Origin of the sequence: Ectothiorhodospira sp. BSL-9 (assembly GCF_001632845.1) — a bacterium.
GTDB lineage: Bacteria > Pseudomonadota > Gammaproteobacteria > Ectothiorhodospirales > Ectothiorhodospiraceae > Ectothiorhodospira.
Genome location: NZ_CP011994.1, coordinates 2,037,621 through 2,055,661 on the forward strand (window position 1 = coordinate 2,037,621; position 18,041 = coordinate 2,055,661).

General features: G+C 63.4%; 15 protein-coding genes, 1 tRNA gene and 1 pseudogene. 16 read left to right on the forward strand and 1 reads right to left on the reverse strand.

What is annotated here, in order from left to right; translation table 11 throughout:
- Window positions 1-149: 149 nt before the first annotated feature.
- Window positions 150-236: transfer RNA gene (locus ECTOBSL9_RS09620), tRNA-Leu, on the reverse strand.
- A 95-nt stretch (window positions 237-331) separates the two neighbouring features.
- On the opposite strand from ECTOBSL9_RS09620, the pseudogene rnr reads away from it, so the two are divergent.
- The 16 genes and pseudogenes from rnr to ECTOBSL9_RS09700 form a co-directional block, all read left to right on the forward strand.
- A pseudogene (gene rnr / locus ECTOBSL9_RS09625) lies at window positions 332-2,659 on the forward strand (ribonuclease R); the annotation flags it as partial.
- Between the two features lie 23 nt (window positions 2,660-2,682).
- Complete coding sequence (rlmB, locus tag ECTOBSL9_RS09630; RefSeq protein WP_063464856.1) at window positions 2,683-3,432, forward strand: 23S rRNA (guanosine(2251)-2'-O)-methyltransferase RlmB; 750 nt, start codon at window positions 2,683-2,685, stop codon at window positions 3,430-3,432.
- Window positions 3,433-3,602: 170 nt separating this feature from the next.
- The gene (rpsF, locus tag ECTOBSL9_RS09635; protein ID WP_063464857.1) at window positions 3,603-4,007 is read left to right on the forward strand and encodes a 30S ribosomal protein S6; all 405 of its coding nucleotides are present in this window, start codon (window positions 3,603-3,605) and stop codon (window positions 4,005-4,007) included.
- Window positions 4,008-4,043: 36 nt separating this feature from the next.
- Window positions 4,044-4,268, forward strand: coding sequence for a 30S ribosomal protein S18 (gene rpsR, locus ECTOBSL9_RS09640; protein ID WP_025280803.1), 225 nt, complete (start codon window positions 4,044-4,046; stop codon window positions 4,266-4,268).
- 48 nt (window positions 4,269-4,316) lie between these two features.
- Window positions 4,317-5,237, forward strand: a complete 921-nt coding sequence (locus ECTOBSL9_RS09645) for a DUF2232 domain-containing protein (protein WP_063464858.1) — start codon at window positions 4,317-4,319, stop codon at window positions 5,235-5,237.
- Window positions 5,238-5,290: 53 nt separating this feature from the next.
- Window positions 5,291-5,740: a 50S ribosomal protein L9 gene (rplI, locus tag ECTOBSL9_RS09650; RefSeq protein WP_025280805.1), complete on the forward strand. Its 450-nt coding sequence runs from the start codon at window positions 5,291-5,293 to the stop codon at window positions 5,738-5,740.
- 236 nt (window positions 5,741-5,976) lie between these two features.
- Window positions 5,977-7,374: a replicative DNA helicase gene (gene dnaB, locus ECTOBSL9_RS09655; RefSeq protein ID WP_063464859.1), complete on the forward strand. Its 1,398-nt coding sequence runs from the start codon at window positions 5,977-5,979 to the stop codon at window positions 7,372-7,374.
- Window positions 7,371-8,453 carry an alanine racemase gene (alr, locus tag ECTOBSL9_RS09660; RefSeq protein WP_063464860.1) on the forward strand — a complete coding sequence of 361 codons (1,083 nt, stop codon included), beginning with the start codon at window positions 7,371-7,373 and terminating at the stop codon, window positions 8,451-8,453. Before dnaB ends, alr begins: the two co-directional genes overlap by 4 nt.
- 70 nt (window positions 8,454-8,523) lie before the next feature.
- On the forward strand, window positions 8,524-9,762 hold the full coding sequence (locus ECTOBSL9_RS09665) for an EAL and HDOD domain-containing protein (RefSeq protein WP_063464861.1): 1,239 nt from the start codon (window positions 8,524-8,526) through the stop codon (window positions 9,760-9,762).
- 175 nt (window positions 9,763-9,937) lie between these two features.
- A complete protein-coding gene (locus ECTOBSL9_RS09670; protein ID WP_063466126.1) occupies window positions 9,938-11,143 on the forward strand; it encodes an O-succinylhomoserine sulfhydrylase in 1,206 nt (401 codons plus the stop codon).
- Window positions 11,144-11,392: 249 nt separating this feature from the next.
- A complete protein-coding gene (gene katG, locus ECTOBSL9_RS09675) occupies window positions 11,393-13,579 on the forward strand; it encodes a catalase/peroxidase HPI (protein WP_063464862.1) in 2,187 nt (728 codons plus the stop codon).
- A gap of 369 nt (window positions 13,580-13,948) precedes the next feature.
- Window positions 13,949-14,746, forward strand: a complete 798-nt coding sequence (locus ECTOBSL9_RS09680; RefSeq protein ID WP_063464863.1) for a TOBE domain-containing protein — start codon at window positions 13,949-13,951, stop codon at window positions 14,744-14,746.
- A 74-nt stretch (window positions 14,747-14,820) separates the two neighbouring features.
- Window positions 14,821-15,579, forward strand: coding sequence for a molybdate ABC transporter substrate-binding protein (modA, locus tag ECTOBSL9_RS09685; protein ID WP_371259021.1), 759 nt, complete (start codon window positions 14,821-14,823; stop codon window positions 15,577-15,579).
- A 34-nt stretch (window positions 15,580-15,613) separates the two neighbouring features.
- The gene (gene modB / locus ECTOBSL9_RS09690; RefSeq protein ID WP_063464865.1) at window positions 15,614-16,303 is read left to right on the forward strand and encodes a molybdate ABC transporter permease subunit; all 690 of its coding nucleotides are present in this window, start codon (window positions 15,614-15,616) and stop codon (window positions 16,301-16,303) included.
- Window positions 16,303-17,370: a molybdenum ABC transporter ATP-binding protein gene (gene modC, locus ECTOBSL9_RS09695; protein WP_063464866.1), complete on the forward strand. Its 1,068-nt coding sequence runs from the start codon at window positions 16,303-16,305 to the stop codon at window positions 17,368-17,370. The genes modB and modC overlap by 1 nt, the downstream gene beginning before the upstream one ends.
- A 68-nt stretch (window positions 17,371-17,438) precedes the next feature.
- Complete coding sequence (locus tag ECTOBSL9_RS09700; protein WP_063464867.1) at window positions 17,439-18,038, forward strand: nitrogen fixation protein NifQ; 600 nt, start codon at window positions 17,439-17,441, stop codon at window positions 18,036-18,038.
- Window positions 18,039-18,041: the final 3 nt, after the last annotated feature.

The following is an 18,041-nucleotide window of genomic DNA, read 5'->3' on the forward strand; positions in this document are numbered from 1 at the left end:
CTGAAGCGTATGGTTCGGACAGGAAGGGCAGGGCGGTGCGCAGGCGGGGCGATGCCCCGCATGGCGCTGGGAATTCCCGGACAAAAGGCGTACAATTCGCCCCTTCAAACGAAAACGGCCCGCTTTCGCGGGCCGTTTCATCACAAAGATGGTGCCGAGGAGAGGACTTGAACCTCCACGGGGTCTCCCCCACTAATACCTGAAACTAGCGCGTCTACCAATTCCGCCACCTCGGCCTGAGGCAGGTGTTTCCTGCGTTTCAGATGAGCGCGCATTCTAAACGATCGGGGATGTTTGTCAACACCCCAGCTTAAAATTATTCGGCGATTACATGACAAGAAAGAAAAAAACGATTCCCCAGGACCCCAACTTCGACAGAGAAGCCAAGAAGTACGACCGCCCCATCCCCAGTCGTGAACTGATTCTCCAGGTGATCGAGGACGCCGACGGCCCCATCGGCTTCGAACCCCTGGCCGAGCGCCTGCAGCTCCAGGAAGACGTGGATCTCGAGGCCCTGACGCGGCGCCTGCGTGCCATGGAACGGGATGGCCAGCTGGTGTGCAACCGTGCTGGCGGCTGGCTGCCGGTGAACCAGTGCGATCTGGTGCGTGGTCGGGTGTCCGCTCACCCGGATGGCTTCGGCTTCCTGATCCCCGATGAGGGCAAGGACGACCTGTTCCTCTCTCCCCGGCAGATGCGGGCCCTGATGCATGGGGACCGGGCCGTGGCCCGGGTGATCGGCATCGACCGTCGCGGTCGTCGGGAAGGGGCCGTGATTGAGGTGCTGGAGCGCAACACCCAGCAGATCGTCGGGCGCCTCACGGTGGAAGGGGGGATCGGTTTTGTGGACCCGGACAACAAGCGTCTGCCCCAGGATGTCCTGATCCCGCCGGAATGCCTGGGCGGTGCCGAGCCGGGTCAGATCGTGGTGGTGCATATCCGCGAACAGCCTTCCAAGCGCACCCGTCCCATCGGTCAGATCGTGCAGGTGCTGGGCGAGCATATGGCGCCGGGGATGGAGATCGACATCGCCGTGCGCAACTACGGTCTGCCCTTTGAATGGCCGGAAGAGGTGACCCAGGCGGCCGATGCCTTCGGCGCCCAGGTGGCGGAATCAGCCAAGAAGGGTCGTCTGGATCTGCGCGAGATGCCGCTGGTCACCATCGACGGCGAGGACTCCCGGGACTTTGACGATGCCGTGTACTGCGAATCCCTTGGGCGGCGTGGCTACAAGCTGTGGGTGGCCATCGCCGATGTCTCCCACTACGTGCAGGCCGAGGATGCCCTGGACAAGGAGGCCTTCCACCGGGGGACTTCCGTGTATTTCCCGGATCGGGTCATCCCCATGTTGCCGGAGGTGCTCTCCAACGGCCTGTGTTCCCTGAACCCGGACGTGGATCGTCTGTGCATGGTCTGCGAAATGACCATCAACTCCCGTGGCCGCATCACGGATTTCGACTTTCACGAGGCGGTGATGCGCTCCCATGCCCGGCTTACCTATACCGACGTGGCTCAGGTGCTGGTGGACCGTGATCCCAATGCGGTGGAGCGCCATGAGGCCGTCGTGCCGCACCTGGAAAACCTTTACGGCCTGTACAAACTGCTGCGCAAGGCCCGGGACAACCGGGGCACCATCGACTTCGAGAGCACCGAGACCCGCATCATCTTCGGTGAGGATCGCAAGATCGAGCGCATCGTGCCCTACGAGCGCAACGACGCCCACAAGATCATCGAGGAGTGCATGATCGCGGCCAACGTGGCCACGGCCAGGTTCCTGCGGCGTCATCGCATGCCCACGCTGTTCCGGGTGCATGAAGGACCGCGCGCACAGAAGCTCAACGATCTGCGTGAATACCTGGGCGGCCTCGCTCTGTCCCTGGGTGGGGGCGATGAGCCCAGCCCGGCGGATTTTGCCGAACTGCTGGACTCGGTGAAGGAGCGACCCGATGCCCACCTGGTGCAGATGGCGCTGCTGCGCTCCCTGTCTCAGGCCGTGTACAGCCCTGAGCGGCTGGGTCACTTCGGCCTGGCCCACGAGGATTATCTGCACTTCACCTCACCGATTCGCCGTTACCCGGACCTGCTGGTGCATCGGGGTATCCGCCATGTGCTTCAGGGCGGCAAGCCCAAGGAGTTCACCTATACCAAGGCGGACATGGTAGCCATGGGCGAGCACTGCTCCATGGCGGAGCGTCGCGCCGACGAGGCATCCTGGGACGTTGAGGCCTGGCTCAAGTGCGAGTACATGCAGGATCGCGTGGGTGAGGTGTTCGATGGGGTGGTCAAGACCGTCACCTCATTTGGTCTGTTCGTGGAGCTCAAGGACATCTACGTGGAAGGTCTGGTGCATGTGACCAGTCTCTCCAACGACTACTATCACTTCGATCCGGCCACCCACTGTCTCAAGGGTGAACGCAGCGGCCGTCGTTATCGCATGGGTGATCCCATTCGTGTGCAGCTGGCGCAGGTCAACCTGGATGACCGCAAGATCGACTTCATTCCCGCCCCAGGCGAGGAAGAGCCGGGAGATGGCAAGGGAGGCGGCAAGGGTGGGAAGAGTCGTGGCCGCAGGAAGGACAAGGCCGAAAAGACCGCCGTTGCAGCCCATGATGAGGGCAAGGCGAAGGCCAGGAAAAGTTCTGGCCGCCGGCGTAGCCGCAAGCGCACCGAGGGCTGAATTGCATGGCTGCTCATGACGATGTCTTCGGCCTGCACGCCGTGGAGGCCCTGCTGCGTCAGTCCCCAGGGCGTGTGGAATCCCTGCGCGTGCAGTCCGGTCGGGTGGATGCCCGCATGCAGGCCCTGCTGGATCAGGCCGCTCGGGCCAATATCCCGGTCATGCGCCTCTCCCGCCGGGACCTGGATGCCCAGGCCGGCGGCGCCACCCATCAGGGGGTGATTGCCCGGGCGCAGCCCGTGGCCACGCTCGGGGAAAAGGATCTGCCGGATGTGGTCATGGCGCCCCGGGGCGGTGGTCCGGTGCTGCTGCTGGTGCTGGATGGGGTGACCGACCCTCACAACCTGGGCGCCTGTCTGCGCACCGCCGATGCGGCGGGTGTGACTGCCGTGATTGCACCCCGGGACCGGGCCGCGGGGCTCACTCCGGTGGTGCGCAAGGTGGCCTCCGGGGCGGCAGAGTCGATGCCCTTCATCCAGGTGACGAACCTGGCCCGCACGCTGGATCTGCTCAAGGATCTGGGCGTGTGGACGGTGGGCACCACCGGCGAGGCCGACACGGGCTTGTATGACGCGGACCTGACGGGCCCCACGGCCCTGGTGCTGGGGGCCGAGGGGAAGGGCATGCGTCGCCTGACTGCCGAGCGTTGCGACGCGCTGGTGCGCCTGCCCATGCGAGGGCAGGTGGAAAGCCTGAATGTCTCGGTGGCGGCGGGAGTGTGTCTTTATGAGGCAGTGAGGCAAAGGGGTGGGTGATCATTGCAGTAGCCCGATGCCAGGTCGCTGGCGTACTTCCCGGTCACCGTGTTCACCGATTGCTTAGAGCCGTCCAAGCAGTTAAGATTCCGCCTTTTGCCGGGCTCGCCCGGTGTCTCTCCTTGCCTCACCGGATCGCCGGGAGGCTGATACCCGAAAGGAAAATCACAATGCGTCATTACGAAATCGTCTTCATGGTCCACCCGGACCAGAGCGAGCAAGTGCCCGCCATGATGGAACGCTATCGGGGGATCATCGAATCCGCCGAGGGTGAGATCCACCGCCTGGAAGACTGGGGCCGCCGTCAGCTGGCCTATCCCATCCAGAAGCTGCACAAGGCCCACTACGTGCTGATGAACGTGGAATGCCCTGAAGCTGCCCTGGAAGAACTGGTCAGCGCCTTCCGCTTCAACGATGCCGTGATCCGTCATCTGGTGATGTCCATGGATCGTGCCTTCACCGACGTCTCCCCCCTGGCCAAGAACCGGGATGACGACGACAGCGACAGCAGCGCCCAGTCCTCTGACGACGACGACAGCGACGACGATTCCAGTCGTTCCGCTTCCGCCGACTGATCATCACCCCGTTCCAACGTATTCCGAGGTAAGACCATGGCCCGTTTCTTCCGCCGTCGCAAGTATTGCCGTTTCACCGCCGAAGGCGTTGAGTTCATTGACTACAAGGACCTCAACACCCTGAAGAACTACGTGACCGAAACCGGCAAGATCGTTCCCAGCCGGATCACCGGTACCAGTGCCCGTTATCAGCGTCAGCTGGCCACCGCCATCAAGCGGGCCCGCTTCCTGGCACTGCTGCCTTATTCCGACAACCACTAAGTTGGCTGGCCGTTCGGTGCCCACCCTGGGTGCCAGTGGCAGGATCCCATGAAGCCTTTGGCGTCATTCATCATGCAGGGTCGCTTGCGGGCCGCCACGGCCACCGCCGGATTCGGCGTGGCCGGTCTGCTGCTCCCGCCGCTGGCCCTGGTCAGCAGTTCGGCTGTCTCCCTGGTAACGCTGCGTCTGGGCGCGGCGCAGGGCGTGGCCGTGGCGGCACTGGCCGCCCTGGTGCTTGCCCTGATTGCCTGGGTGGCGGGTCTGCATCCCGCTGTGGGAATGATCACTGCCCTGGTGCAGTGGCTGCCGGCCCTGGTGCTGGCCGAGGTGCTGCGCAGGACGTTCTCCTGGGCGATCACCCTGGCGGTCGGTATCGGTATCGGTTGCGGCGTTATTCTGTTGTTGCACGCGACCGTGCCCAACCTGCCGCAGATGTGGCTGGCAGTGCTGGAGCAGGCTGTGGGTCCTTTGTTCGAGCAGTCGGGAGTGACCGGCAGTGAACGCGAGCAGGCCTTCCTGCAGGCGGCATCGCTGATGACCGGCATGCTGGCGGCGGTATCGCTGCTGGCCCTGAGCGCGGCGCTCATCCTGGCCCGTTACTGGCAGGCGGTCCTGTACAACCCGGGTGGTTTCAGGGAGGAGTTTCACGCCCTGAGCCTGGGCCGGGTGCCGGCCATGATGCTGGTGGGGCTGCTGCTGGTGGCGTGGCTTGCCGATTCCTACCTGCTGTTCGAGTTGTCGCTGGTGTTCTTGATGGCCTTCTTCCTGCACGGGCTGGCGGTCATCCATGGCACCAATGCCCGGATGAATTTGAGCCGGATCTGGCTGGTGTTCACTTATGTGCTGCTGGCGCTGGCCCTGCCGCAGATGGTGATCCTGCTGGCCACCCTGGGGGTGATGGACAGCTTCCTGAACCTGCGCGGCCGACTGACCCGGGCCCAGCCCGAAGACAAGTCCGACGATACCTGATGCCCGACCTCTCGGCGGGCAACGCATTTGATTCTTGATTGAGGTAAAAACCGATGGAAGTCATTCTCCTGGAAAAGGTGGAAAACCTGGGCAACCTGGGTGACAAGGTACGCGTGCGTGCCGGGTATGCCCGTAACTACCTGCTGCCCCAGGGCAAGGCCAAGTTTGCCACCGAAGCCAACCTGGCCGAGTTCGAAGCTCGCCGTGCCGAACTGGAAAAGGCCGCTGCCGAGTCCCTGGCCGCCGCCGAGTCCCGCCGTGACAAGCTGGAGGCCATGACGGTCACCGTGACTGCCAAGGCCGGTGGTGAAGGCAAGCTGTTCGGCTCCGTGGGCACCGCCGACATCGCCGATGCCGTGACCGCCGCTGGCGGTGAGCTGGAAAAGCGCGAAGTGCGCATGCCCGACGGTCCGCTGCGGGTGGTGGGTGAGTACGAGATTGCCCTGCAGCTGCACACCGACGTGAAGGCCACCTTGAAGGTCGTGGTGGCAGGCGAAGAATAAGCGTTCACGTCACATCGGTGGGGGCTTGGGCCCCTGCGGGGTGTGGCACGGTGAGCGTGTGAAGTGGGAGCGGCCCCTGGCCGCGAAGGGATGGCTCGGCCCTGACCAGGGTGCCGTTCGCTGCCTTCGCGGCCAGGGGCCGCTCCCACATGGAGTGGCCTCGAAATCATGCTATTGTTTCGATGAGGCACCGCCCATCCGTGCTTTGGTTGCTCGACTCCTTCCGGTAGAACTCCATGTACGAAACACCCCCACCGCCCCATTACGATACCGATACCTCTTCGCTCAAGATTCCACCCCATTCCATTGAGGCCGAGCAGGCCGTGCTCGGCGGCCTCATGCTGGAGAATGAGGCCTGGGACACGGTGGCCGACGGCGTGGCCGAGGTGGACTTCTATCGACACGATCACCGGCTGATCTTCCGCGCCATCGCCGAGCTGGCGGGCCGCAATGCCCCCTTCGATGTGGTGACCATCTCCGAACGCCTGGAATCCCGCGGCGAACTGGAGGAGGCCGGTGGGCTGGCCTACCTGGGCCTGTTGGCCCGCGATACGCCCAGCGCCGCCAATATCTCCGCGTATGCTGCGATCGTGCGCGAACGCTCCGTGGTGCGCCAGCTGATCAGCGTGGGCACCGGCATTGCCGATAGCGGCTTCAGGCCCGAGGGCCGCGACAGCCAGCAACTGCTGGACGAGGCGGAACAGAAAGTCTTCAAGATCGCCGAACAGGGCCAGCGTTCCCGCCAGGGTTTTCGCGGCATGCGCACCCTGCTCAAGTCCACCGTTGAACACATCGAGATGCTCTTCGAGCAGGACACGCCCATCACCGGTCTGCCCACCGGCTACGATGAGTTCGACGAGATGACCTCCGGTCTGCAGCCGGGCGATCTGGTGATCATGGCCGGGCGCCCCTCCATGGGCAAGACTTCCTTCGCCATGAACATGGCCGAATATGCCGCCCTCAAGCAGCAGTATCCGGTGGCCGTGTTCAGCATGGAGATGCCCGGCGAGCAGTTGGCCATGCGACTGCTGTCATCGCTCGGGCGCATCAATCAGCAACGCCTGCGCACCGGGCGCCTGGAGGATGATGACTGGCCCCGGTTCTCCAGCGCCGTGTCCATGCTCTCCGAGGCCCAGCTATACATCGACGACAGTCCAGCCCTGTCACCCAACGACCTGCGCGCCCGTGCCCGCCGGCTGATGCGCGAGCACAAGAAGCTGGGCCTGATCGTCGTGGATTATCTCCAGCTGATGCAGGTGCCCGGCAGCGCCGAGAACCGGACCAACGAGATCTCGGAAATCTCCCGGGGGCTCAAGGCACTGGCCAAGGAAATGAGTGTGCCGGTGATCGCCTTGTCCCAGCTGAACCGCAGCCTGGAACAGCGCCCCAACAAGCGCCCGGTGATGTCGGATCTGCGCGAATCAGGCGCCATTGAGCAGGATGCCGACCTGATCGTCTTCATCTACCGGGACGAGGTCTACAACGAGGACAGTCCCGACAAGGGCACGGCGGAGATCATCATTGCCAAGCAGCGTAATGGTCCCATCGGGGTGGTGCGGCTGACCTTCCTGGGGCAGTACACCCGGTTCGAGAACTACGTGCCGGAGATCTACTCCAACGAGGCCTTTTCGTGAAGCGCGCTGCCCGGGCGCATCTGCGGCTGGGTGCCCTGGAGCATAATCTGGGGCGGGTGCGGCAGGCTGCGCCGGGCCGGTGCGTGATGGCCGTGATCAAGGCCGAGGCTTACGGGCACGGTCTCCTGAGAGTGGCCGATGTACTGGCGCCGCTGGCGGATGGGTTTGCCGTGTCCTGCATGGACGAGGCAGAGGCCTTGCGTGGCGCCGGTTTCCGCCTGCCCCTTCTGGTGATGCAGGGCTTCAGGAATGACCGGGAACTGCGCCAGGCCGCGCGTGAAGACATCAGTGTGGTGGTCCACGACGAGAGCCAGCTTCGCCTCCTGGAAACCACGCCGCTTTCCAGCCCATTGCAGGTCTGGCTCAAGCTCGATACCGGCATGGGGCGCCTGGGTTTCCCCGCCATGCGCGCCGCCGCCTTGCATGGCGGGCTTCAGCGGTGTGCCCAGGTGATGCAGCCACCGGTATGGATGACTCATCTGGCCTGTGCCGATGAGCCAGAGCGTGCGGAGAATGCTGCCCAGTTGGACCGTTTCGAAGCAGCCACCCAGGGGCTGCCAGGTCCGCGCAGCCTGGCTAACTCCGCGTCCATCCTCGCCTTGCCGCGCAGTCACGGGGACTGGGTTCGCCCCGGTATCATGCTCTATGGGGCCTCGCCCCTGGCCGACCGGGACCCCGCCCGGCATGGGCTTGAGCCGGTGATGCACCTGCAGGCACCCCTGGTGGCCATCCAGGATCGGGCCCTGGGGGATACCGTGGGCTATGGCGCCACCTTCCAGTGCCCCAGGCCCACCCGGGTGGGTGTGGTGGCCATTGGCTATGCCGATGGTTACCCCCGGCATGTGCCCAATGGCACCCCGGTCCTGGTGGGCGCACGGCGTGCCCCGCTGATCGGTCGCGTGTCCATGGACATGATCACCGTGGATCTGACCGACCATCCTCAGGCGGCCGTGGGTGACCCCGTCACCTTGTGGGGCGAAGGCCTGCCGGTGGATGAGATCGCGGCGGCCGCCGAGACCATCAGCTACGACCTGCTCTGTGCCGTGGCCGATCGTGTGCAGGTGACCACGCAGCCCTGAGTCAGGGTCATCCGGCTTTCGCGATTTCCCGCTTGCTGATAGCCTGTACTCCTCCCAGGAGAGAGCAGGCATGGATTCAGCAAGGCACCTTGAAGCGGGCACCTACATCGCCCGGCAACCGATTTATAATCAGCAACTGGGGGTCTACGCCTACGAGTTGCTATTCCGTACAGCCACCACCCCGGACAGTGCGACAGCCAGTGATGCCGCCACCTCCCATGTGATGCTCAGCGCATTCGGGGAGATCGGCCTGGATGCGCTGGTGGGCAGTCGCCTGGCCGCCATCAACATGACCTGGCGCCTGATGGAGGAATTGCGGGAGCTGGCCGTCCCTGCGGGTCGCATGATTCTGGACCTGCCGCCATCGTTGCCCTGTGATGAAGACGCCGTGGAGTTGCTGCGCGGGCTCTCCGGGCAGGGGTATGTGCTGGCCCTGGATGACTATGTCCCCGGTACGTCCCGGGATGCCCTGTTGCCCGTGGTGCATCAGGTGAAGATCGACACGGCCCGTTCCCGGCCGGATGACCTGCGTCTCATCTTCAAGGGGCTGAAGGCGACGCAGGTGGAAAAAGTAGCCAAGAAGGTGGAGACCCTGGAGGACTATGAATTCCTTCGGGACCTGGGTTTCAACTATTTTCAGGGCTATTTTCTCAGCCGGCCCCGGGTGTTTCGCGCGGTCAATCTGCCCACCGGAAAGCTCACCGTGTTGCGCCTGCTGGCGCGGTTGCAGCAGCCGGATATGGATGTCCACGAACTGCAGCATCTGATCGCACAGGATCCGGGGCTGGCCTTCAAGCTGCTCAAGTTGATCAACTCCCCCTTCTTCGGACTCAACCGTGAGGTGGACTCCCTGGCCCGGGCCATTCTCATCCTGGGCCACCGCAAGCTGGTCACCTGGGCCTGCATGCTGGTGCTCAGCGGTCTTGAGGACCGTCCCCCAGGACTGGTGCACCTGTGCCTGCAGCGCGCCGGCCTGTGCGAGCGCATCGCCCGTATGGCCGGTCGTCGCCCGGTGGAGCGGTATTTTACGGCCGGTCTGTTCTCGGCCCTGGACCTGGTGATGGAACGCCCCCTGCCGCAGGTGATTGGTCCCTTGCCCCTGGATGACCAGATCAAGCGTGCCTTGCTGGAGGGGGAGGGTGAACTGGGTGAGGTGGTGGCCTGTGCCCGGGCCTGCGAGACCGACCAGGTGGCGGCCGTGGCCTTTGCTGACCTGCCCCGGGAAGACATCATGAATGCCATGCTGGAGGCCGGTCAGTGGGCAGATGACGTTCAGTCGGTTTCCATCTCCGACACGGTGCGGCGTTGACAGGCACATCCGGGTCTCTTAAATTGACAATAGTCAGTCAGCGCAAGTCGCTGACCCTATGGCGGCGCCGATTTGATCCAGCTTGCGGGCGCCTTACAAATACGGCTAAATCGGGTGACGACCCGTTTTGGCGGGTTTTTTTGTGCCCGACGGGGCGGGTGAGGGCAATCCGACCATGGAACATCCCCTGAACGATCCCGGTGAAACCGCCGAGGGCTTTGATACCCGCGCGGTCCGCGCCGGGCAGCGGCGCGGACCCGAGCAGGAGCATTCCGACCCCATCTACGCCACGTCCAGCTTCGTGTTCTCCAGTGCCGCCGAGGCCGCAGCGCGTTTTGCCGGTGACGAGCCAGGCAACATCTACGCCCGCTTCACCAACCCCACGGTACGCACCTTTCAGGATCGCCTGGCAGCCCTGGAAGGCGGAGAGGCCTGCGTGGCGACTGCCTCGGGGATGTCGGCCATCCTGTCCACCTGTCTGTCCCTGCTGAAGGCCGGTGACCACATCGTGTCCTCGCGCTCGGTGTTCGGTTCCACCACCAATCTGTTCAGCAATTACCTCACCCGCTTCGGTATCCAGGTCACCTACGTCCCGCTGGGGGATCTTGAGGCCTGGGAGGCCGCCATCCGGCCCGAGACCCGTCTGTTGTTCGCGGAAACCCCGTCCAACCCCCTCACCGAACTGGTGGACATCCGCGCCCTGGCGGACCTGGCCCATGCCCATGACTGTCTGCTGGCCATGGATAACTGCTTTTGTACTCCGGCCCTGCAGCGGCCGCTGGAACTGGGGGCCGACCTGGTGATCCACTCTGCCACCAAATACCTGGATGGCCAGGGGCGATGTGTGGGGGGCGCCGTGGTGGGTGACGCCGAACGGGTGGGCAAGGAGGTGTTCGGCTTCCTGCGCACGGCCGGCCCCACCATGAGCCCCTTCAACGCCTGGGTATTCCTCAAGGGTCTGGAAACGCTGCGGTTACGCATGCGTGCCCACTGTGAATCCGCGCTGGCCCTGGCCCGATGGCTGGAAGAGCAGCCGGGCGTGGCGCGCGTCCACTATCCGGGGCTGCCCTCCCACCCGCAGCATGCCCTGGCCAGCCGTCAGCAGGCGGCCTATGGGGGCATTGTTGCCTTCGAGGTCAAGGGGGCGCGGGAGCAGGCCTGGCAGGTGATCGACAGTACCCGCCTGCTGTCCATTACGGCGAACCTTGGGGACGCCAAGACCACCATCACCCATCCGGCCACCACCACCCACGGTCGCATCCAGCCCGAGCAGCGGGAGGTCCAGGGGATCGGTGAATCCCTGATCCGCGTGGCGGTGGGGCTTGAGGATATCCAGGACATCCAGCGGGACCTGGCCTGTGGGCTCGCCCGTCTCCCCTGATACGTTGCGCCGGCTCGGGTTCAGGATTGGCCTGGCGGGTCATTAATAGCAAAGATCTATCAGGATCATCCGAAAGCTACATTTGAATTTATCACGCTCATACCCTATAACTCTAAGGGCAGAACAATTGAACGTCCGGCGGTGTCACCCCCTCCAAGGGGTGTCTGCCAAGCATCCCGGACAGGGGCGGATGGTCCCATTCGGGGTGCCGGTTCAGTACAACACGATGAGCAATAAACGGAGGACGAAATGGGCGGAAATGACGTCAAGAGTGCAGGCAAGTGCCCCATCATGCATGGTGGCAATACCGCAACCGGTAACGACAACATGGATTGGTGGCCCAACGCACTGAACCTGGACATCCTTCACCAGCACGATACGAAGACCGACCCAATGGGGGAGGACTTCGACTACGCCGAGGAATTCAAGAAGCTGGACCTGGCGGCGGTCAAGCAGGACTTGCGTAACCTGATGACCGAGAGCCGGGACTGGTGGCCGGCGGACTGGGGCCATTACGGTGGCCTGATGATCCGCATGGCCTGGCATGCCGCGGGTACCTACCGCATCGCTGATGGTCGTGGCGGTGCCGGCACGGGTAACCAGCGCTTCGCCCCCATCAACAGCTGGCCCGACAACGGCAACCTGGACAAGGCCCGCCGTCTGCTGTGGCCCATCAAGAAGAAATATGGCAACAAGCTTTCCTGGGCCGACCTGATCATCCTGGCCGGCAACGTGGCCTATGAGTCCATGGGGTTCAAGACCTTCGGCTTTGCTGGCGGGCGGGCCGACATCTGGCACCCGGAAAAGGACACCTACTGGGGCTCCGAGAAGGAGTGGCTGGCCGAAAGCTCCAGCCGCTATGAAAGCGACGATCGCGAAAGCCTGGAAAACCCCCTGGCCGCCGTGCAGATGGGGCTGATCTACGTGAACCCCGAGGGCGTGGACGGCAACCCCGATCCGCTGAGAACCGCCCAGGATGTGCGGACCACCTTTGCCCGCATGGCCATGAATGACGAAGAGACCGTGGCCTTGACCGCCGGCGGTCACACCGTGGGCAAATGCCACGGCAATGGCGACGCCTCCAAGCTGGGCCCGGCCCCGGAAGGTGCCGATGTGGAAGAGCAGGGCCTGGGCTGGCGTAACCCCCAGGGCAAGGGCTGTGGCCGCGACGCCATCACCAGTGGCATTGAAGGTGCCTGGACCACGCACCCCACCCAGTGGGACAACGGCTACTTCAAGATGCTGTTTGAGCACGACTGGGAGCTGAAAAAGAGCCCGGCAGGTGCCTGGCAGTGGGAGCCGGTGGACATCAAGGAAGAAGACCGACCAGTGGATGTGGAGGATCCCTCCATTCGTTACAACCCCATCATGACCGACGCCGACATGGCCATGATCAAGGACCCGGCCTACCGCAAGATCTCCGAGCGCTTCTATAACGACCCGGAGTATTTCAACGAGGTCTTCGCCCGGGCCTGGTTCAAGCTGACCCACCGTGACCTGGGCCCCAAGAGCCGTTATCTCGGCCCTGAAGTGCCCCAGGAAGACCTGATCTGGCAGGATCCGGTGCCCAAGGTGGACTACACCCTGAGTGATGCCGAGGTGGCGGATCTGAAGGACAAGCTGCTCAACAGCGGCCTGAGTGCTTCGGAACTGATCACCACCGCCTGGGATAGCGCCCGTACCTTCCGCTGCTCCGACTACCGGGGCGGTGCCAACGGTGCCCGTATCCGCCTGGCCCCGCAAAAGGACTGGGACGCCAACGAGCCCGAGCGTCTGCAAAAGGTGCTGGGGGTGCTGGAAGGCATTCAGTCCGGTCTGGGCAAGCCGGTGAGTCTGGCGGACCTGATCGTGCTGGGTGGGACGGCAGCGGTGGAGAAGGCTGCCCGTGATGCCGGCTTCAACGTCACGGTGCCGTTTGCACCGGGTCGTGGCGATGCCACTGAGGAGATGACCGACGCCGAATCCTTCGACGTGCTCGAACCCTTGCACGATGGCTATCGCAACTGGCTGAAGAAGGATTATGTGGTCTCCGCTGAGGAGATGATGCTGGATCGCACGCAGCTGATGGGCCTGACGGCACCCGAGATGACCGTGCTGGTAGGCGGCATGCGGGTACTGGGTACCAACCACGGTGGCACGAAGCATGGTGTCTTCACCGATCGGGAAGGGGTGCTGACCAACGACTTCTTCGTGAACCTGACCGACATGGCCAACACCTGGAAGCCGAAGGGCGACAACCTCTACGAGATCGTTGACCGCCAGAGCGGTAACGTGAAATGGACGGCCACCCGGGTGGATCTGGTGTTCGGCTCCAACTCCATCCTGCGCTCCTACGCCGAGGTGTACGCCCAGGACGACGCGAAGGAAAAGTTCGTCAAGGACTTCGTGAAGGCCTGGACCAAGGTGATGAACGGGGATCGTTTTGATCTGAAGTAAGTCATTCTTTCACCCGAAAACCCTCTCCCGCTGGCGGGCGAGGGCAACCAAGGGGCGGATGGGCTACGCAATGCGCAGGCCCGTCCGCCCCTTTTATCATGTCTCCCCCTTTTATTGCTTACTTGCCATCCCGCTGGCCGGCCCGTCTGTTCCCCCTGCTACGGGTCATGCCCCTGGTTTGTAGCCAAGCCCACACAATGTTCCCGGTGACGACGACACTAAAATCATCTTTAAAACAATCACTTCACCTGGAATGTGTTATCTGGCCCGGAATATGCATTGCCACTCCCCGACGCACAGTGCATTTTCACCCGCTGCATGTCATGCGTTATATACAGGCAAACATAACGAAATCCCATAAGGTTCCCCATGCAACCGGAAATCGAAGGTCAGTTCTGGTTCAAGCTGCAAGGCAAGCCCTTTCTCGGCAGCGCGCGGATTCAGCTGCTTGAACAGGTGGCGGCCACCGGCTCCATCTCGGCGGCCGCTCGCGCCATCGGCATGAGCTACAAGGCGGCCTGGGACGCCATCGACGCCATGAACAACCTGTCTGATCAGCCCCTGCTGAAACGCCAGGCAGGTGGACGTCATGGGGGCGGCACCCGGCTCACGGCCCATGGCGAACAGGTGATTGCCCAGTACCGGTCGGCCGATCAGGCCTACCAGCAGTTTCTGGAGCAAATGGCGCAATCCACCGGCGAACTGGGGGATGTCTGGACACTGATGAGGAAACTCTCCATGCGTACGACAGCAAGGAATCATTACCAAGGCAAGGTCTGTCGGATCACTCGGGGCGCGGTCAGCGATGAGGTGACCGTGGACATCGGCCACGGCCTGGAGATCCATGCGGTGGTTACTCACGAGGCGGGGCAGGAGCTGGGCCTGGAACAGGGCAGGGAGGTCCATGTGCTGATCAAGTCCTCGTTCGTGGTGCTGGGCGAGATGACGGGTGATCTGCGCGTCTCTGCCCGAAACCGTCTGCCGGGCAGGGTCGCCCACGTGGAGGCGGGCCCCGTGAATGCTGAGGTCAAGCTGGATCTGGGTCATGGCCGCGTGCTCACTGCCATCGTCACCCGCGAGGCCCTGGACGAGGGCTGGCTTACCGAAGGGGCCGAGGCCTGTGCCCTGATCAAGGCTTCCCATGTACTGCTGGCAGTGACCGATTGACCCCAGGCTCAGCAAACAACCATCACCTTCATTGAACGCGATTTCACTTGAAAAGGAATAAAACCATGAGCCTTGTGTTATTCAGAGGACTGCTTGGCCTCACCCTGCTTGTCTTGATGGGCACGCTGCAGGCACAAGAGCCCACCCGCATTGCCGCCGCTGCCGATTTGCGCTTTGCCATGGACGAGATCCTGGAGGCCTATCAGGAAGACCATCCCGACCGCTCCATTGAGGTGATTTATGGCTCATCCGGTCGTTTCCGCGCCCAGATCGAGAATGGCGCGCCCTTTGACCTGTATTTTTCCGCCGATATCGAGTACCCGCGGATGCTTGAGGAGCGCGGGTTTGCGGCCTCCGAGGTCATTCCCTACGCCATAGGCCGCATCGTGTTGTGGAGCAACACGGTGGATGCTTCCGAACTGACCCTGGAGGATCTTTCCCGACCGGAGTTTCGGCGGATCGCCATTGCCAATCCCCGCCATGCCCCCTATGGGAAACGGGCGGAGGAGGCGTTGCGGGCCGTTGGTCTGTGGGATGAGTTGGTGCCCCGCTTTGTCTTTGGGGAGAACATCGCCCACGCACTGCAGCTGGTGGAGAGCGGTGCGGCCCAGGTGGGCGTAGTGGCGCTGTCGCTGGCGCTCAATCCCCATGTGAGGGATCAGGGCCCTTATTACCTGATCGATGACGATCTGCACAATCCGCTGGAGCAGGGTTTCATCATCACCCGTCGAGCCGCCGACAACGAGACCGCTGCCGACTTTGCCGAGTACATGAACGCCCCCACGAGCCGTGCCGTCATGCGGGCCTATGGGTTCATCCTGCCCGGCGAATGATGCCGGCTGACATACCTGCAAGGAGTCCAGCGGCATGTTCGGCATCAGCGACAGTGATCTGACCGCCCTGTGGATCACCCTCAAGCTGGCGGTGATCAGCACCAGTCTCCTCATGGTGCTGTGCGCCCCGCTGGCCTGGTGGCTGGCCCATACCCGATGGCGGGGCAAGGTGATGATCGAGGCGCTGGTGGCCATGCCGCTGGTGCTGCCGCCCACGGTCATGGGCTTTTATCTGCTGGTCCTGCTGGGGCCCAGAGGGGCCGTGGGGGGCTTTCTGGAGGATATCGGCGTGGGACATCTGGCCTTCACCTTCACCGGTCTGGTGATCGGTTCCATGATCTATTCCCTGCCGTTCGTGGTGCAGCCCCTGCAGAATGCCTTTGCCGCCACCGGCGGGCGGGTGCTGGAGACCGCGGCTACCCTGAGGGCCGGCCCCATGGACCGCTTCTTCACGGTGGTGCTGCCCCTGGCGCGCCGGGGCATCCTCACCGCAGCGGTGCTCTCATTTGCCCACACCCTCGGGGAATTCGGCGTCATCCTGATGATCGGCGGCAACATCCCCGGTCAGACCCAGGTGGCCTCCATCGCCATCTATGATCATGTGGAGGCCATGGACTATGCTTCGGCCCATGCCCTGTCCCTGCTGTTGGTGGCCCTGGCGTTCATCCTGTTGATGAGCGTGTATGGACTGAATCGACGCTTCAAGGTCGTGGGGGTGGCGTGATGAGCATCCATGCACGCTTTTTTCTGGATCGCAGCGATTTCACCCTGGACGTGGATCTGGAGATCCCCGGGCGCGGCGTGACCGCGCTGTTCGGTCGCTCCGGTTCCGGCAAGACCACGGTGCTGCGCTGTCTGGCGGGTCTGGAACGGATTCGTGAGGCCCGCCTCACCTTCAATGGTGAGACCTGGCAGGATGGCGCTCAATGGCTACCCGTGCATGAACGGCCCCTGGGCTACGTCTTCCAGGAGGGCAGCCTGTTTCCCCATCTCAGGGTGCGGGATAACCTGCTCTATGGTTTCAAGCGCCTGGCACCCGAGCAGCGCCGCCTGGAGCTGGACGAGGTGGCAACACTGCTGGGCCTCACGGATCTGCTGGCACGCTATCCGGACGAGCTTTCTGGTGGCCAGCGTCAGCGGGCATCGATTGGTCGTGCCCTGCTCACCAGTCCGCGGTTGTTGCTCATGGACGAGCCCATGGCCTCCCTGGATGTGACCAGCAAGGGGGAGATCCTGCCCTACCTGGAGCGGTTGCGGGATGAATTGTCCATCCCGGTGATCTATGTGAGCCATTCCATTGAGGAGGTGGCCCGCCTGGCGGATCACATGGTGCTGATGGAAAACGGACGGGCCCTGGCCCAGGGGCCGTTGCAGACACTGCTAACCCGCACCGACCTGCCCCTGGCCCACAGCGAACAGGCCTCGGCGGTGATCGAGGGCACAGTGGCCGACCACCACGCGGACGATCACCTCACGGAGCTGGCCTTTGGCGGGGGGCGGTTGCTGGTCTCCCATCAGGATCGTGCCCTGGGCGCCCCCGTGCGGGTGCGCATCCTGGCGCGGGATGTGTCCGTGGCCCTGGAGCGCCCCGATTCCAGCAGCGTGCTCAACTCGATTCCGGTCAGGATCACGCAGATCAGTGACGATCCCCACCCCGGGCATGTGATTCTGAACCTGGCGGCGGGGGAGCATCAGTTGTTGGCCCGAATCAGCGCGCGTTCCCGCCGGGAATTGGACCTGTCCCCAGGGCAATCGGTGTGGGCGATGGTCAAGGGGGTTGCTGTCGCATGAGTGCCGCGATCCCATCATCCATGAGTGAAGGCCCTCGAGGATCATCGAGGGCCGAGGAGGGCCTTATCATGGCATCAACTTCTCATCCGCACGCAGGCCCGAATACGCAAAGGCGTGAGCGTTTGCTGGCATTGCCGGGGCGGGGTGATCCATTCGACCGCCACGTGCTGTCCTGTGCCCTCGTGGCGGCGCTGGAAGACGTGGAGCAGGCCCGGGCGATTTCCCTGAACGCTGGCCTGGGGTTGCATGCCGATAGCCTGAGCCGCCTGCTGGATCATTGTTTTCCCGGCTTTGACACACTGGAGCCTGATGTTTCCCGGGAAGGTGATGCGGGGGAGGGCGCCATCGAGGAGGCGGACCTTCGCGGCCTGCTGCTGGAGCATGCCTCTCATCAGGGCGAGGCGACCACATGGCTGGCGCATATCATCGCGCGTCGCGCCCTCAAGCCAGGCCATCTGTGGCAGGGTCTTGGGCTGGATGCGCGTTCGGAGCTTTCCACCCTGATGACGCGACATTTTGCGGCCCTGGCGCAACAGAACGTGCACAACATGCGCTGGAAGAAGTTCTTCTATCGTCAGTTATGCGGCCGGGAAGGCATACCGATCTGCAAATCCCCGGTGTGTGGTGATTGTCCGGACTACCGGGCGTGTTTTGTGCGAGATGAGTAGCCC

What these genes read in the sequence shown, in the direction of transcription:
- ECTOBSL9_RS09665 (WP_063464861.1), top strand. Translation starts at nt 8,524, where the DNA reads ATGGATTCAGCAAGGCACCTTGAAGCGGGCACCTACATCGCCCGGCAA.
- rpsR (WP_025280803.1), top strand. Translation starts at nt 4,044, where the DNA reads ATGGCCCGTTTCTTCCGCCGTCGCAAGTATTGCCGTTTCACCGCCGAA.
- modC (WP_063464866.1), top strand. Translation starts at nt 16,303, where the DNA reads ATGAGCATCCATGCACGCTTTTTTCTGGATCGCAGCGATTTCACCCTG.
- rlmB (WP_063464856.1), top strand. Translation starts at nt 2,683, where the DNA reads ATGGCTGCTCATGACGATGTCTTCGGCCTGCACGCCGTGGAGGCCCTG.
- ECTOBSL9_RS09680 (WP_063464863.1), top strand. Translation starts at nt 13,949, where the DNA reads ATGCAACCGGAAATCGAAGGTCAGTTCTGGTTCAAGCTGCAAGGCAAG.
- ECTOBSL9_RS09645 (WP_063464858.1), top strand. Translation starts at nt 4,317, where the DNA reads ATGAAGCCTTTGGCGTCATTCATCATGCAGGGTCGCTTGCGGGCCGCC.
- ECTOBSL9_RS09700 (WP_063464867.1), top strand. Translation starts at nt 17,439, where the DNA reads ATGGCATCAACTTCTCATCCGCACGCAGGCCCGAATACGCAAAGGCGT.
- modB (WP_063464865.1), top strand. Translation starts at nt 15,614, where the DNA reads ATGTTCGGCATCAGCGACAGTGATCTGACCGCCCTGTGGATCACCCTC.
- dnaB (WP_063464859.1), top strand. Translation starts at nt 5,977, where the DNA reads ATGTACGAAACACCCCCACCGCCCCATTACGATACCGATACCTCTTCG.
- ECTOBSL9_RS09670 (WP_063466126.1), top strand. Translation starts at nt 9,938, where the DNA reads ATGGAACATCCCCTGAACGATCCCGGTGAAACCGCCGAGGGCTTTGAT.
- rpsF (WP_063464857.1), top strand. Translation starts at nt 3,603, where the DNA reads ATGCGTCATTACGAAATCGTCTTCATGGTCCACCCGGACCAGAGCGAG.
- katG (WP_063464862.1), top strand. Translation starts at nt 11,393, where the DNA reads ATGGGCGGAAATGACGTCAAGAGTGCAGGCAAGTGCCCCATCATGCAT.
- rplI (WP_025280805.1), top strand. Translation starts at nt 5,291, where the DNA reads ATGGAAGTCATTCTCCTGGAAAAGGTGGAAAACCTGGGCAACCTGGGT.